Origin of the sequence: Nocardia sp. NPDC050793, from assembly GCF_040654065.1 — a bacterium.
GTDB lineage: Bacteria > Actinomycetota > Actinomycetes > Mycobacteriales > Mycobacteriaceae > Nocardia.
The window spans coordinates 18234-34344 of sequence record NZ_JBFAHG010000017.1 but is presented as its reverse complement, the minus strand read 5'-3'; the positions used below and the strand labels follow the sequence as shown (position 1 = coordinate 34344).

The 16111-nt window shown below is 64.7% G+C and carries 7 protein-coding genes; 3 read left to right on the top strand and 4 right to left on the bottom strand.

What is annotated here, in order from left to right; all coding sequences use genetic code 11:
- Positions 1–19: 19 nt before the first annotated feature.
- Complete coding sequence (locus AB0H50_RS34055; RefSeq protein WP_357460993.1) at positions 20–2788, bottom strand: DUF1156 domain-containing protein; 2769 nt, start codon at positions 2786–2788, stop codon at positions 20–22.
- Between the two features lie 58 nt (positions 2789–2846).
- Positions 2847–6257: a helicase-related protein gene (locus AB0H50_RS34050; protein WP_357460991.1), complete on the bottom strand. Its 3411-nt coding sequence runs from the start codon at positions 6255–6257 to the stop codon at positions 2847–2849.
- Positions 6258–6416: 159 nt separating this feature from the next.
- Here AB0H50_RS34050 and AB0H50_RS34045 point away from each other — a divergent pair, with 159 nt between their 5' ends.
- On the top strand, positions 6417–9050 hold the full coding sequence (locus AB0H50_RS34045) for a DEAD/DEAH box helicase (protein WP_357460988.1): 2634 nt from the start codon (positions 6417–6419) through the stop codon (positions 9048–9050).
- 192 nt (positions 9051–9242) lie between these two features.
- Here the strand turns inward: AB0H50_RS34045 and AB0H50_RS34040 are convergent, their stop codons facing one another.
- Positions 9243–9434 carry a hypothetical protein gene (locus tag AB0H50_RS34040; RefSeq protein ID WP_357460986.1) on the bottom strand — a complete coding sequence of 64 codons (192 nt, stop codon included), beginning with the start codon at positions 9432–9434 and terminating at the stop codon, positions 9243–9245.
- A 216-nt stretch (positions 9435–9650) separates the two neighbouring features.
- Between AB0H50_RS34040 and AB0H50_RS34035 the strand changes: the two genes are divergently transcribed.
- Complete coding sequence (locus AB0H50_RS34035; RefSeq protein WP_357460983.1) at positions 9651–13448, top strand: hypothetical protein; 3798 nt, start codon at positions 9651–9653, stop codon at positions 13446–13448.
- Positions 13449–13701: 253 nt separating this feature from the next.
- Here the strand turns inward: AB0H50_RS34035 and AB0H50_RS34030 are convergent, their stop codons facing one another.
- On the bottom strand, positions 13702–14601 hold the full coding sequence (locus tag AB0H50_RS34030) for a hypothetical protein (RefSeq protein ID WP_357460980.1): 900 nt from the start codon (positions 14599–14601) through the stop codon (positions 13702–13704).
- A 638-nt stretch (positions 14602–15239) separates the two neighbouring features.
- Between AB0H50_RS34030 and AB0H50_RS34025 the strand changes: the two genes are divergently transcribed.
- Positions 15240–15638, top strand: a complete 399-nt coding sequence (locus AB0H50_RS34025; RefSeq protein ID WP_357460977.1) for a hypothetical protein — start codon at positions 15240–15242, stop codon at positions 15636–15638.
- Positions 15639–16111: the final 473 nt, after the last annotated feature.

The window sequence follows — 16111 nt, the reverse complement described above, 5'->3', positions numbered from 1 at the left end:
GGCGTCATTCCCTGCTGTCTCATTCGTCGTCCTCGAAGTCGAAAGCGGCTTGCGCCGGAGCCGGTTTCCTGACAGTGCGAGCCACCTTGAGAATTTCAGGCCAGCTCGTGACGAGGGTATTGAAGCTCAACGCATCTTTGGTCCAGCGCTTGTCTTCAGCGATGCGGAAAAGAAGGTGAGCCAGCTCCCTCACCATTTCGGGGTCGACGCCGCCATCGGCTCTACTCATCACCCGTTGAAGAAATCTACCAGTGGTGGTGATTCCCTCGCTCTCAAGCGCTCGAATTGAATGGTGGAGTACCTCCCATTGACTGATTTGAGGATCGTCGACGGCATCGTAGCCCTCGGGTAGCTTGATCGGTGACAGCAGCTCAACCCTTCCGGCGCGCTTGATCAGAAGACCTTCCCGCTCCATCGTGTCGACCGACGTATTCCGCCCGCGGGCGATATCATCAGCATCACCGAACGGGCCAGCGGTATAGCCGTTGTAGCGATACCATTGAATCGCGAAGCGAGTGGGCGCGTCGAAGTCACCCTCCTCTTCATTGATCACTTCATCTAGCGCTTCGTTAATCCGAACAAGCGCGGATGACACTGTCATCGGAGAACCGTCTGCCTCGAGAACTGCTCCGTACTGACTGAACACCGCCATTCCGGGACCGATCGCCGCTTGTTGCAGATCAACTGGTGCGACCCCACCTGACTGAAGCTCACTTACCATTCTACTTAGCGAGGTGCGTAGTTCGTCGAGGAAGGTTGAGAAGCTTACCCTAGGAGCATCTACTCCTCTGGGGCGAAGCACCAGAACTGTAGATGTGGTCATCGAGTTGTTTCCGATTGCAACACGACGACTGACGTTCTCGGTGCGAATGGGCCATGTCCGCACCACCTGCCAGTTCGCATCGACCATCGCTTGGAGAATTGTCGACCATCGACTGTTTCCGCCACCTACACTCTCTGCCTGTTTCGACGCGTAATAGACGACGATCGGGAATTCAGGAGAGACATTTTCGCGGATATGGCCAAAAACTTCCACGAATCCTTTCAGAAATTCGCGTGATGCGAGTTCACTCCCTCCGCAGCGATGAGCGTTGGCAACTAGCTCGCCAACCTTGGGAACAAGCATAGTGCGAAATAGGTCGGGAAAGAACTGACCCAAGATGTGGCGTTGCCATACGTAGAAGAAATCCGAAAGATCAGAGTAGTCGATGTTGTCGAAATATGGAGGGTCGGTTGCCACAACACAATTTGCGAGAGGCGCGTGTCGCGCGTCGAACTGTCGGACGCGGTGTTCCCCTCCTGGTCGGGCCAGGCGAAGAGGATTTATGATGCTCTTCAAACATGCCAGGAACGATCCACTATTCCCGTCTCCCAAGACATTCGCCTCAGATATGTCCCAAGCCATGTCCATGGCTTGGGCTGTATACAGATGCTGAGACACTTCGCCGTTAGCTTCCCATTTGCACTGGTTATTGGACCAGTCGGCGAGGCGACTTACAGCCAGAGCAAGGTAGAGGCCGATCGCGTCAGCATACGCCTCAGCCCCACTTCCCCCACGGACTAACGTTTCTCCGCGTCCCATCCCCGCACGGAGGGCATCCTTTAAGGCCATCTGTCGGGCATCGGCTATCAAGCCGCTGAAGATTGCCATCGCCTTGAGTTGTCGGTTCGTGAACAGGTCAGAAAAATCCGTAAGGCCATAGAGTGGCGGTGAGAACCATCTCGGATTGCTTGAAATATCGCCACTCACAGGCGCTACGGGACGCGCTACGTTGGCCGCTGCCACATGTTCATCGGTTGGTGCGTAGTATAGCCGTTTTGATCCGCCATCAGCTACAATTGCAATTAGCGTCATACCCATTCGCCCTGCCAAACCCTCGTTGCGAACGTGGCCGACTGGCACTGGAGCGCCGCAGCTCAAACATTCAGTTCCCGTGCGGCCAGACATAATGCCTGATTTGGGAATGTCTCTGACATCATGACTGATCGAGAATGAAAAGCGGAGACCACTTATGTGCGATGGGTCGGTAACGATCTGAGGGACAACAATGGCCTCTCTTCCCGCCTTCTTTGCCAGCCACCATTTACTGACGAGAGGCACATCAATTCGACACACAGGGTTCCGGCATGCAGCGGTCCGTGCCCAGACCCATGCGAGCGTCGGGTATCCGTCGACAGCGGGAAAAAGCGGTCGAAGATGTTCAGCCGCTTGGCTATGCATCCACCGTCCGTAGGCCTCGATATCGGCGGCCAGGCCATGCAATCCATTCCAATCAGTGAGCTGGGCAGCCGCGCTGTCCGGGTGAACCGGCTTATAGTCAACGAACCGGGACGGCACCTCAACCAACGCTTTGGTCAGCAGAACGGCAACCGGGTTTAGGTCGCTTGAACATGAATTCACACCCAATTGCGCTGCGGCCAACGGTATGGATCCGCCACCGACGAAGGGATCTGTAACTGTCACATCTGGGAGTAGCGGGCGCAGGGCGGTCTTTAGAGCGGAAGAAGGCTTCGTTACCTCGTCCCATTCCACTGCTTGGGCGATCAGTTGATGCAGTCGTTCGCGCTCCGCTCGTACAGCACCCTCTGTTGGAAAGCGGTCGGGATCCGAGGACGGGTCATCGATAAGTTGTGCGAGGAGCATTGCGCGAGCAGCGGTAATTGGCTTACGCGACCACCAGTGGTGGAGATTCTGCGGTTTTCCAACTTTGCGGTTTTTCTCCGCCAGAGATGCTCGATTAATCGCTTCCAGCGGCAGCGCCACTTCGATCAGCTTCCGCTTCTGCACCAAATCCTCAATCCTTCATCGTTCGTATATCAGGGCTGTCATCGGCACGGGGCCGCTATCAAAACGGCGGCAGCCCCTTTGTCCACATCCTGCCCCAGTCACCCCGGATACCGGTGGCTTCAAAACCACCGAGATCGGTTGTACCGAAAGGGTTGTCGAGATAGCGAACCTCGTCGCGCGACCGTCCTCGGGGATCAACCTCGACGAGCGCCAGTCGATACCGGGGGTAGGAGTTCTTTCCGGTTATCACCTCGTTGTGGGTGACGAAGAAGTCCTTCGCCCCTTCGATCCTGGCCTTCACCTCGATCCGGTAGGTCTCACCGTTCGGCGCTGTGGAGAGGATGTCGAATCCCTTGTTATTCCATGCCTGTTCGACCGGTTCGCGACCGAGTTTCCGTTCCTCCGCCATCACTAGGTCGACGCCGCGACGCTCGACCGCTTCGGTCTCCTTCGCATGGATCGGCGCACCCGAGGGAATGTTGTTCTCCACCATGCTGATCGGCAGCACAATCGCGGCTGTCTTGATGGTCGGTGGCTTGGTCGACATCAGTGCCTGCTGGGCGAGTAGCTCCAGACGACGCCGCAGCCGACCATCGAGCTCGACCGCTTTGCGGTGCAGGCTGTCCGAGGACTCCTTGGGTTTCTCGTTCTTCAGCTCGGTCTCCGCGGCCACTGCTGCGTCGAGGATCAACCGGTCACATTCGCCTTTCAGGCGTTTGGTGACGAGCTCGCGGGTCTTGCTCAGCTCCGCGGCCCGGCGGGGCTGGACCTCGGACAGGTATTCCGGAAGCCGGTTGGTGATGATCCAGCTCATGGCTCTGTCTTCCGCGTCGGCCAGCCATTGCTCCTCTCGAGCTCGCGTAACCGATGGAACACGCGGAGCAGCAACACAATCCAGGTAAGGCGCTGGACCGGCCGGGGTGACAGTGCTGGTACGGTCGACGTGGGCGTAACCGAAGCGGCGGGCGACGAACGCCCCGGTGGCGTCGGTGACTTCTTCAACGACTCCGACGAGGAGCTGCGGCTCCGTCACCGTCGGGGAGACCAGCACGGTCCCCATGTGGAGCGCGCCGCCGAACTGCCGGATCACTTCATCCATTACCGCATCGTGCAGCGGGTGACCGGGTGCCAGCAGATCGGCGCGGACCAGATCGCGGGGCTGAACGTAGGGCAGGTCGAAGGTGACCCGGTCGTAACGGGTCGCGATCGGGCCGTGCTTGCTCGCCCGGATCTGAGCCGGCACGTTCGCGATCTCGTAGCGGCCTAGCTCACGCCGGGCGATACGGCCACCGAACCGCGCGAACGCCTCCTTGAACGCCAGCTCGATGTAATGCGGCTGGAGGCGGCGGGCGCGGGCATCATCCATCGCCGCGCGGAGCGTATCGAGATCGGTCTTGGTGAGGTGTTCGGCGGCCAGCGCCCGCTCGTTCAACAGCTCCTCTAGACCTTCACCGACGGAGCGGTCGATGACCTCCTGCATCCTGGTCTTGACGTCCGGCCGTTCGCCGTACTGGATGGCCTTCATCAGCAGCTCACGCAGCGGAGTCTCGATGAATGCCTCGCCTAGCACGTCGAATACCTTGCCGCCGTAGGCTTTTCGCTGTTCCTCGACCTTTTCGAGCAGCCTCGCGAACACTTCACCCTCACGAGTATTGGCGGCGACGAGATTCCACAGGCGGCAGACCTCTTCCTGTCCGATGCGGTGGATGCGGCCGAAGCGCTGCTCGATGCGGTTCGGGTTCCACGGCAAGTCGTAGTTCACCATGAGGTGCGCTGCCTGCAGGTTCAACCCCTCCCCGGCAGCATCGGTGGCGATGAGAATCTGGCAGTCGCGGTTCTTGGTGAACTCCTCGGTGATACGGCGACGCTCGCCGCGCCGCACGCCACCGTGGATCGCGGTCACAGCTTCTGGCCTACCCAGCAGCGTGCCGACCTGCCTTCGAAGATATTCCAGGGTGTCGCGATGTTCGGTGAAGATGATGAGTTTGCGCGGGCAACCGTCGGCGCCGGTGGTCAGGGCGTGGTCCTGCAGGATGGCCGACAGCTCGGTCCATTTCCGGTCGGTGCCCCGGTCGCGGACCTGTTTGGCGAGCCGGACCAGGTCAGCGAGCTCAGCGAGTTCGGTTTCCAGCTCAGTCGCAGTCTGCGCCGCAGTGGCCGCGTCGAGCAGCTCCTCCTCGAGATTCTCGAGCTCCTCCGCGCTGTAGGCATCGGAGTCGATGTCGTCGACATCAAACTTCGACTCCTCGTCCTGGTAGGTGCCGTTGAGGATTTCCTGCTTCTTGCGCTCCAGTCGCTGCGAACGCCGAACAAGGCTGCGATAGATCGCTTCCGGGCTGGAGGCGAGGCGCCGCTGCAGAACGGTGAGCGCGAAGCCAACAGTGTTCTTGCGTTTGCCACCGACGCGGTCCGCACGATTCATACCCTCGCGGACGTAGGCCGTGACCTGCTCGTACAGCTCGTACTCCAGCGCGGTCAGCTGATAAGGGACGGTTTCGGCGATGCGCTCGGGAAACAGCTTCTTGCCCTCGAAGGTGAGAAGATCCTCCTTCACCATGCGGCGCATGATCCCGCTGGTATCGGCCGCGGTCCTGTTCTTGCCTTCGAACCGGTCACGGTCGAGCAGAGTGAGGAAGAGCTGAAAGTCCTCCTCCTTACCGGAGTGCGGGGTGGCGGTCATCAGCAGCAGATGACGGGTAAGTGCGCCCAACGCTTCGCCGAGCTGAAAGCGCTTGGTCTTCTCCAGCTTCCCACCGAAGTAGTGGGCGCCCATGCGGTGCGCTTCGTCGACGACGACGAGGTCCCATTCGGTCTCCTCGAGCTGTGAGCGTAGTTGCTCGTTGCGCGCAAGTTGATCCATGCGCGCGATCAGAAACCTGTGCTTGTCGAAGACGTTCTGATTGGTGTTCGCGTCGATCAGCTGGTTGGTGAGGAGTTCGAAGGAGAGGCCGAACTTGAAGGCCAGCTCGTCCTGCCACTGTTCGACCAGGCCTCCAGGGGCGACGATCAGGCACCGCTCCACATCGCCACGCAGGACCAGTTCCTTGATGTAGAGACCGGCCATGATCGTCTTACCGGCACCAGGGTCGTCTGCGAGCAGAAACCTCAGCGGGGTGCGGGGAAGCAACTCGCCGTAGACGGCCCGGATCTGATGTGGAAGTGGTTGCACATCGCTCGTTGTGACGGCGAGCATTGGGTCGTACAAGCCCGCGAGCTGAATGCGCTGGGCCTCGGCGACGAGCTTGAAATCGTTTGCTGCAGCATCGAAGGGGCGGCTGCCGGTGTACGCGATCGAGAGGCCATCCTGATCCTTGCGGAACACGACCCGCTGGTTCAGCCTGCCGGCGGTGGTCTTGTACGTCAGCTCTAGTGCGTCGGTGCCGTGCCACTGCGCGTAGATCACGGTGACTACCTCCGAGGGGACAACCCCCTCGATCCGCAGTCCGGGTTTCAATTCCTCGAGCAGCACCCTCAGCCTCCCGATCGGCAACTCTCCCAACGGTAGTCGAGATATCCCACCGAGTCGTTTCATCTCCGGTGCGGAAGCGACTGCAATGCCATCTATTACCGCGGAGGGCGCTGTCGGTCTATCGTCACGAGACTCGGAGAAGTCGGACGGGGGCAGCGTATGGCACGACGAGAGCGACAGAACGGTACAGCAGTCGAGCAGGTCGCTGACTGGATTACTCTCGCACGGGAACTCCGGTCCGAACGCGCCGAGATCGAGCGGCAGGCCGACGACGCATCGGTGGCTTTGCGGCGCAGTCTCGTCGACGTTCGACGCGGCGGTACGCGGGCGTGGCGCGTACTCGTGCTGCGCGGCAGCGACAGTCGGCACTTGAGCGCCTTGGCCCGCAAGACTCGGCTGTCGCCGATCCCCGGTCAGGTCGATATGATGCTCACGTACCTGGTCACCGAGTGTGACCGAGCCGTCGGGGGAGTGCGCGCAGCGAGCGGTATCCGCCGATTCTTCAGCGGCAGCAAGAAGCGTCGCGCGGCTCTCGAATCAGAGACACTCGTAATTGATTTCGCGGCTCGAGCCGAGGCGCAGCGCCTGCCAGAGCAGTTGCGGACGCTCGTAGAAAATGCTCGCGGGGCCAATGTTGTCGCAGTCACCGATGTGCTCGGCAGCCAAGTGGGTTTGCGGCACATAGTCGGAGACCTCGGGCAACCTCCGGAACTGGTCGAGGCTTCCAGGCTCGCGGAGCTGCGCTCCTCGGTACATGCGATCGGCAATGCTGCCGCCATCGGGCAGCGTCTGCGGGCCGCAGCGGTGGAGGCGGGCAACGAGACGAGACGCGCCGACACCCGTCGGATGCTCGCGGAGATGCCGGTTGATCGCCTCCGGCAAGCCACGAGCGACAAGCTGCGCATCGGGCCGCTTACCGAGAACGGCGTCATGACGGCGATGCAGGTCATCGACCACGGTCCGTGGCTCGAACAGCTGCCTGGGCTCGGCGTGACGACCGCCACCAGGATCCGGGGTGCGGCCCAAACACTTTGGCAGACAACGTTCGATGAGATGCCGACACGGATCGATGTCACCAATCGCACCTCAGAGACCACTGAGCTGCTGCGGCGTCTGCGCGCATGGGACATTCATCGCAAGGCGATCGGCGATAGGAACAACGTGCCTGTCGGTGATCTGTACGCACTGGCCAATACGATAGATCGCCAAGTCAATCACCTGGTGGTCTTCCCGACCGCCGATTACCCCACCACCGGCCTTCTGGCCGCAGCCGACAGCGTCGTTCGGAGCGCGCGCGGGCTTCTGGGTATCGCAGAGGAAGCGGGCTCGGATCCTTGGGAGGATTTCATTGCACGGCCCGCAGACTACTTCGCGTTGCTCGATGAGCTGGGCTTCATCACTGATGACGAGAAGGTGCACGGCGATCTTCCTGAGGAGATCGTCGAGGCCGTCCGCGCAACGGAATTGGTGACAAAGTACCTGTCGGCCTCCCTCCGGGGCTATCAGGCCTTCGGTGCCCGTTTTGCGCTCGCGCAGCGGAAGGTAATCATCGGCGACGAGATGGGTCTCGGCAAAACCGTTGAGGCGCTGGCGGTTCTCGCGCACCTGCGCGCCAAGGGGCAGAACAATGCGCTGGTGATCTGTCCGGCCGCTGTGGTTCCCAACTGGGTGCGGGAGGTCAACGCCAAGTCCCACCTCAGCTCGCACCGCATCCACGGCCCCGAGCGTGCAGCGGCCGCGCGGAACTGGCTACGCAAAGGCGGTGTCGCCGTCACCACCTTCGAAACGCTCAAGTGGCTGGAGGGGACGGTCGTTGATCTCCCCGATCTGGGTTGTGTCGTCGTCGACGAAGCACACCTCGTGAAGAACCCTGCGGCGCAACGGAGTCGACGCACTATAGCGATCCTCGAATCCTGCCAGCGGGCGATCCTGCTCACCGGCACGCCGCTGGAGAACAAGCTCGACGAGTTCCGGAGCCTGGTCGGCTACCTGCGTCCCGATCTCGTGGTGAATGTCTCCGAGCTCGCGCCGAGACTCTTCCGCCGCCAGGTCGCTCCGGCCTACCTGCGCCGCAATCAAGAGGATGTGCTCATCGAGCTCCCCGAACTCGTCGAAGTCGAGGAACTGCTGCCACTGTCCGACCAGGATGCGGCTGCCTATCGGAAAGCCGTGCGGCAAGGCAACTTCAGTGCTATGCGCCATGCGGCGATGGGATCACCGACCACATCTCGGAAGATGCAACGCCTCCTCGAGATCGTCGTGGAGGCCGAGGACAACGGCCGCCGGGTCATCGTATTCTCACACTTCCGCAATGTTCTAGATGCGGTCACTCAGGCCCTTCCCCCGCGAAACGTGTTCGGGCCGCTGACCGGTTCCGTCCCAGCCGGGAAACGACAGGAGATGGTCGACTCCTTCTCAGCGGCCAGCAAGGGCGCGGTACTGGTGGCCCAGATCGTCGCTGGCGGTGTCGGTCTCAATATCCAAGCTGCTTCGGTCGTCGTGATCTGCGAACCTCAGCTCAAGCCGACCACCGAATGGCAGGCTATCGCCCGGGCACGCCGCATGGGTCAGCTCGAGTCCGTTCAGGTGCATCGGCTGCTCTCGGAGGAAGGCGTCGACCAGCGGATCACCGAAATCCTCGCCAGAAAACGAGCGCTGTTCGAAGAATTCGCGCGTGTCAGCGAGACGGCGGCCAGCGCACCCGAAGCCGTCGACGTAACCGAAGCTGAACTGGCGCGTCAAGTCGTCGCCGCAGAGCGAGAGCGGCTGTTCTCGACGGTGACAGCCGACTGAAGTGTGAGAGTGCGGCGGGCCGGTCCTCGTTCGGCGAGAAGGTTGTGCGCAGCCAGCATCGTGGGCAAGGCCGGCCCCAGTCCTCCACCTACGGTCGCCGGCTTCAGCCGACTTCCGTTCCACCACGTCCGCATACGACCGCGCTGTGCCATCACAGCAGGGTGCCGCGACGGGCCCGAGTGATGCGAAGAATCAGAGCAGGATGCAGACAGTGACGGTCGCCAGTAACAACGTCATGGTGGCGCCGAACCCGATTGCGCCGGCCCGCAGAGTGGCAGGCACGGTGGCGCCGTCGGCTTTCGCCAGCAGTGCTGCACCGACCCCGGCGAGGACGGCCAGCAGGGCGAGGACGGTCAGCAGCAGGCTCTCGAGGATGGTCGACATGGGTGTTCGTTCCGTTCGGTCTCGTCGATGGTCGGGTCGAGATCCAGTGCAGCCGTAGCGATGTGGCGCGTGCCCGCGCGTACCCGGCTACAGTGCCTCTGTGCAGGCCGTATCGATTCGCGAGTCGCTGCGACTCGCCACGAGTCCCGCCCCGGCAGCGACCCGAGCGACAGAGGCCGACCCACGGTGACCGCGTCGGGGGAGGACGCCTACGAGATGTTCATCTCGGCGCTGGACAAGTTGCATGAAGATGCAGGTCGGCCGACCGCGGCCCATCTGTCCTCGGCGATTCACCGCATCCGGCGGTACACGATCGCGGAGAAGACGATTCAGGGCTGGCTCGGTGAGAACGGCGCCACGCGCCGTATCCCCCGCGCTGGTATCGAATTCGAGTACTTCATCGACTACTTGCTCGAGAAGGCCGGCACTCCGCCACACAAGCGGCCTGCCGCCATGGCGAACTTCAAACGGCTGCTCCGCAACGCCACCCGCGTCCGCAGGAGCAAGAAGGCATGGGCGGGGCCGGTCGCGCCATCACTGTATCTGGCTCAGGTGCGCGAGTACCTCGCCCCGCCCGGCGGATTGCGATCCCGTGGCGACGAACTGGAGATGCTGGCCGACTTCTGCCGCCGCGGCGACCAGCCGTACCTGTGGATACAGGGCGCACCGTGGGCGGGCAAGACGGCGCTGCTGTCGTGGTTCGTGTCGAACCCACCACCGGATCTCACGGTGATCGGATTCTTCGTCACCAACCGGCTCGCCGACCAGCGCGACCACACCGCATTCACCACCGCGGTCCTCGACCAGCTTGCCGTCCTGCTGCCCGACTATCGGGCTCGGATTCACACCGAGGCCGTCTACCGCGACGGCCTGCGCGCCGAACTGCTCACCCTCGCCGCCGACCGCGAAGCCGCAGCCGGACGGCGGCTGGTGCTGGTGGTCGACGGCCTCGACGAGGACCACGGGCGTCCGCCGATCGTGAGCCTGCTGCCCGCCCGGCCCGGCGACGACCTCCGCGTCGTCGTCGCCAGCCGCCACGGGCCACGCCTGCCCATCGCCGACGGCCACCCGCTGGCCGCCGCATCGCGCTACCAGCTCACCGACTCCGAGTACGCCGCGGGCATACGCGACCTGGCCATCCTCGAACTCGACAGTCTGCTGAACGGGCCCGACCACCATCGCGACCTGCTCGCACTGATCACCGTGGCCAACGGTCTCACCATCGGCGAACTCGAAGAACTCACCGACTTGGCGCCGTACGAGATCCACCCGCTGCTCGACGGCGTGACCGGGCGGAGCTTCCGCGCCTTCACCTCCACGGACGGACACGACCATGCCGATCCGGTGTACGCGCTCGCCCACGAGTCCCTGTTCGAGATCGCCCAACGACGGCTCGGTACCCGGCTGCTGGCCGCGAGCCGCGACCGCTTGCACGCGTGGGCGCAGGACTACCGCGCCAAACACTGGCCGCCCGACACGCCGGAATATCTGCTGCGCGGTTATTTCAGCATGCTGCACGCGACCGATGATGTGGCACGGATGGTAGCGTGCGCGACCGATCTCGCCCGCCGGGATCGCCTGTTCGATCTTTTCAGCGGTGACGCCGCCGCGCTCACCGAGATCATCAGGACTCAGGACGTCATTGCTGCTCACGAGCACCCTGATGTGATCGCGATGCTGCGTCTGGCCATCCACCGCGATCATCTCACCAATCAGAGCAAAAGCATTCCGCCCCACCTTCCTGCGGTCTGGGCGCTTTTGGGACAGGTCAATCGGGCCGAGGCGATCGCCCGCTCCATCCCCGACCGCTACGTACAGGCGTCGGCTCTGGTGTCGCTGGTTGAAATCGTGGCCAGAGCTGGCGACCTCAACCGTGCCCTGGCCATCGCCGACTCTCTCACCGGCCTCCCCGCGTGGGAGGCGTCGGTGCTGGCGTCGGTGGCCGGAGCCGCAGGCAGGGCCGGCGGCCTCGACCGAGCGGCCACATTGATCGCGCGCGCCGAGACCATCGCCGACTCCATCACCGACCACTACGAACAGGCGAGGGCGCTGGCGTCGGTAGCTGAAGCCGCGGTCGCGGCCGGCGACCACGACCGAGCGGCCACATTGATCGCGCGCGCCGAAACAATCGCCCGCTCCATTACCGACCGCTACGGACAGGCGTCGGCCCTGGTGTCGCTGGTTGAAGCCGTAGCCAGAGCCGGCGACCTCAACCGCGCTGAGGACGTCGCCGACTCGATCACCGACCCCGAGCGGCAGGCAAGGGCGCTGGTGTTGCTGGTTGAAGCCGTGGCTAACGCTGGTGATCTCAACCGCGCGGCGGCCATCGCCGACTTCATCACCGACCGCTACTGGCACGCAAAGGGGCTGGCGTCGGCGGCCGGAGCGGTAGCCAGGGCCGGCGACCTCGACCGGGCGGCCGCATTGATCGCGCGCGCCGAGACCATCGCCGACTCCATTACCAAGCCCGAGCTGAAGGCGTGGGCTCTGATGTCGGTGGCTGAAGCCGCAGCGAAGGCCGATGATTTCGATCGGGCGGGCGCGTTGATCGCACGCGCCGAGACCATCGCCCGCTCCATCCCTGCCGGCTCCAGCCTGATGCTCGACCAGCAGGCGCGGGTGCTGGTGTCGGTGGCTGAAGCTGCAGCCAAAGTCGGCGATCTCGACCGCGCCGAGACCATCGCCAACTCCATCACCGTGTTCGAACAACAGGTGTGGGCCCTGGCGTCGGTGGCTGAAGTCCTAGCCAGGGAAGGCGATTTCGATCGGGCGGGCGCGTTGATCGCGCGCGCCGAGACCATCGCCCGCTCCATCCCCGACCCCTTCCAACAGCAACGGGCCGTACATGCCCTGGTGCTGGTGGCTGATGCCGTAACCGATGCTGGTGATCTCGATGGAGCGGGCGCATTGATCGCGCGCGCCGAGACCCTCGCCCGTTCCATCACCAGCCCTGAGGATCAGGCAACCGCCATGGTATGGGTGGCTAAGGCCGTCGCCAAGGCTGCCGACTTCGACCGTGCCGAGGCCATCGCCAGCTCCATCGCCGACCTCTACGTGCAGGCGTGGGCGCTGAAGGCGGTAGGTGAAGTCGTAGCCAGCGCCGGTGATTTCGATCGGGCGGACTCGTTGATCGCGCGCGCCGAGGCCGTCGCCCGCTCCCTCGCCCACTCCCTCACTCAGCAGGACCGCTACCAACGGGCGAGGGCGCTGGAGTGGTCCGCCCGGGCAGCAGCCGAGGCCCTCGACCTCGACCGTGCCGAAGCCGCAGCCAAGGCTGGCGACCTCGACCGAGCCGAAACCCTGGCCGACTCCATTCCCGACTCGGAGCGGCAGGCGAAGGTGCTGGTGTCGATGGCTGAAGCTGTAGCCAGGGCCGATGATGTCGATCGAGTAGGCGCGTTGACCCTGCGCGCCGAAGCCATCGCCCATTCCATTCGCTCCACCCGGCCCTTCATTCGCGACCGCTTCGAGCAAGCAAGGGCCGTGCGAATCCTGGCGCTGGTGGCTGATGCCATGGCCACAGTTGGTGATGTCGACCAAGCAGGCAATATGATTGGGCGCGCCGAGGCCATCGCCGACTCCATCCCCGACGCTGACCAACAGGCGGGTGCCTTGGTGTCGGTAGCTGAAGCCGTGGCTACTGTTGGTGATGTCGACCGAGCAGGCGCGTTGATCGTGCGTGCCGAGACCATCGCCCACTCCATCACCAACCCCTACACACAGGCGCGGGTGCTGGTATCGGTGGCTGAAGCCGCAGCCCAGCTCGGCGACCTCGACCGAGCTGAAACCATCGCCAACTCCATTGACTTCGTCACCACCCCTGAGGAGCACGTGCGAGCTTTGCTGGCGGTGACGGCAACTCAGGACCCACGCCGCCGCGCGCATGCGGTGGCACAAGCCTTGAGGATCGCCGACTGGCACCTCCCGATTCGACAACTGATCGAGATAGCGCCTGACGCCCGGCACGCCGTCATCGCTGAATTCGACGCCGTAACCAGACTCGATGCCTCGTGATGTCAGCACCCCGGCCCCGAGCTCCAGCGCCAACACGACGAGGCGGTGCAGGTCAGCAAGTCACCCTGTGGCCTGCAGGGTATAGACCGGGTAAGCACCCACTATGACCAGGCGTTTCGCGGTTGCCCATGTTCTGTGTGCCCTGCCCAGGATTCCGTTCATCCTGGCACAGCCGACGCTGCGACGGCTTATCGACCAGCGTCACGGATAGGGCAACGCCGACGACGCACCGAAACGGTGCGCGGACCCGCGATCACGCGGAGAAGATTCGACTGCGGCGGGACGGGTCGGACAGCACGTCTCGGATCAGCAGGCCGAGGTCGAGATCGGGCGCCACCGCGCGGTAACGCACGTCGCACACTGTGGCACCGCCGACCGTCAGCACGAAACGCGTTGTGCGCTCATCGATGCGCTGCCATTCGACTCCGACGTTCGTGGCATCGAGGTCGACAGTCCGCCCAGCCGCGCGCAGTATGAGCCGTGCGCCGTCACGGTAGAACACGACTGGCGTCTCGCCGAGGGAACCGTAGACGCCGCCGACCGGACCGAGGCCGCTGTTCACCGCGCGAAGATCACCGGTGCCCAGATCCATTTCGGAGAACTCGCCGAAGCCGGTGTGCGAACGGACGACGATCGCGTTCCGCCGCGGTTGCGCGCTCTCGCCGCCACGCCCGTTGCCGAACATCGACGCGCGCGGCAGCGACCGGGAGGGACGCGCGGGCGCACTCGATGCGGCAGGGCCTGGCGCGCCCGGTGTGCCCATCGCGGCCTGCGAACCGTTCGACGGCGTGCCGTTCTGCTGCGGGTGACCGTTCGACCACGGTGCCTGCTGATCGCCGTTCCGGCCGCCGGACTCGCCGCCGTGCGATCCGTTCAACGGCGGGTCGTAGTGCGGGGCGGGCGAATCCGGTCGCGTCGACGCGTCGGGATACCCGCCCCCGAACTGGCCTGGCGAACCGAATCCATTGCCGCCGTGTCCGTTACGAGTACCGCCCTCCTGTGGGGAGGACCGGTCGAAGCCGGGATCCGGAAGCGGCGAGCCACCGGGAGACCCGAATCCGTTACCCGGCCCCGACTGTCCCGGCATCGGCCATTCCGGCCGCACTGGAGCTTCCGGCAGCGGCACCTGCGGAACCTCCGGCACCTGAGGCACCGACGGAACCTGCCACTGCTGCGGCGCAGGCGGAACCTGATGCCCCTGCGGTGCCGACGGCGAGCCTGTATCCGGCCACGACGGCACCCCCGGCGACCACGGCGTCTGCGGCGCAGGCGGTTGCAGCGAGTCCGGCCTCCCGGACGGGAACGGCTCCTGCCAAGGCAGCTCCGGCATCGGTTGCACCGGAACATGCGGCGGAACAGGAAGCCCAGGCGGCACCGGCGTATTCGGCGACACCGGAACATCCGGCAGCGGCGGCCTCGATGGAAGCTCCGGCGCCTCCGGCGCAGACGGGACCTGCCACGGCGGCACCGGCGTGACAGGTGGCACCGGCCGCCCAGGCGGGAACGGCTCCTGCCAAGGCAGCTCCGGCACGGGCGGAACCGCCGGCAGCGCGGGATCCGGCGTAGGCGGAACCGGAACATACGGCGGCACAGGCAGTTCCGGCACAGGCCACTGCGGCACCGGCGTCACAGGTGGCACCGGCCGCCCAGGCGGGAACGGCTCCTGCCAAGGCAGCTCCGGCACAGGCGGAACCGGCGGCACCGGGGGAACCGGCAACGGCGGCACGGGAACATGCGGCGGCACAGGCGGTTCCGGCACGTTCGGAGGCACAGGAAGCCCAGGCGGGTTAGGTGGAACAGGTTGCTCGGGTGGCACCGAAGGTACAGGCGGCCACGGCGGGACCGGCGCAGGAGGCACCGGCGGACGCGGAGGCTGCGGAGGCACCGGAGGCTGCGGCGGACGCGGAGGCTGCGGCGGACGCGGAGGCTGCGGCGGAACCGGCGGCACCGGCGGACGCGGAGGCGGAACCGGCGGCTGCGGCGGACGGGGAGGCTGCGGCGGAACCGGCGGACGCGGAGGCTGCGGCGGAACCGGCGGACGCGGCGGAACCGGCGGCACTGGCGGCTGCGGCGGACGCGGAGGCTGCGGCGGAACCGGCGGACGCGGCGGAACCGGAGGCACCGGCGGACGCGGAGGCTGCGGCGAAACCGGAGGCTGCGGCATCGGGGAGACCGGAGGGAACGGCATGACCGGCGGTGACATCCGCGGCTCACGATCATCCTCCGCGCCACTTCCGGTCCAAAGCCCGGCGGCTGCACCACCGTCGGGCCTCTGACGCGTGCCGCCACTCTCAGGACGCCGCTCCCCCTCGGCCCGGCGCCGACCTTCCTCACCCTCCGGCCCCGCACCGGACTCAGACCGAACTCCACCGTCAGGCCGCGATCCACCCTCGGGCCCCGACTGCTCCTCTTCACCTTCGGTCACAGACAGGCCGACCTCACCCTCAGGACCAGTCGTCCGCTCCCCCGCACCGCCAGCACGATCAGGCAGCCGACCACTCTCCGGCGGCACACCACCTTCCGGCTGCGCCCCACCCTCGGGCGGCGTTCCACCCTCAGGCCCCGACGGCTCCTCTTCACCTTCGGTCACAGACAGGCCGACCTCACCCTCAGGACCAGTCGTCCGCTCCCCCGCACCGCCAGCACGATCAGGCAGCCGACCA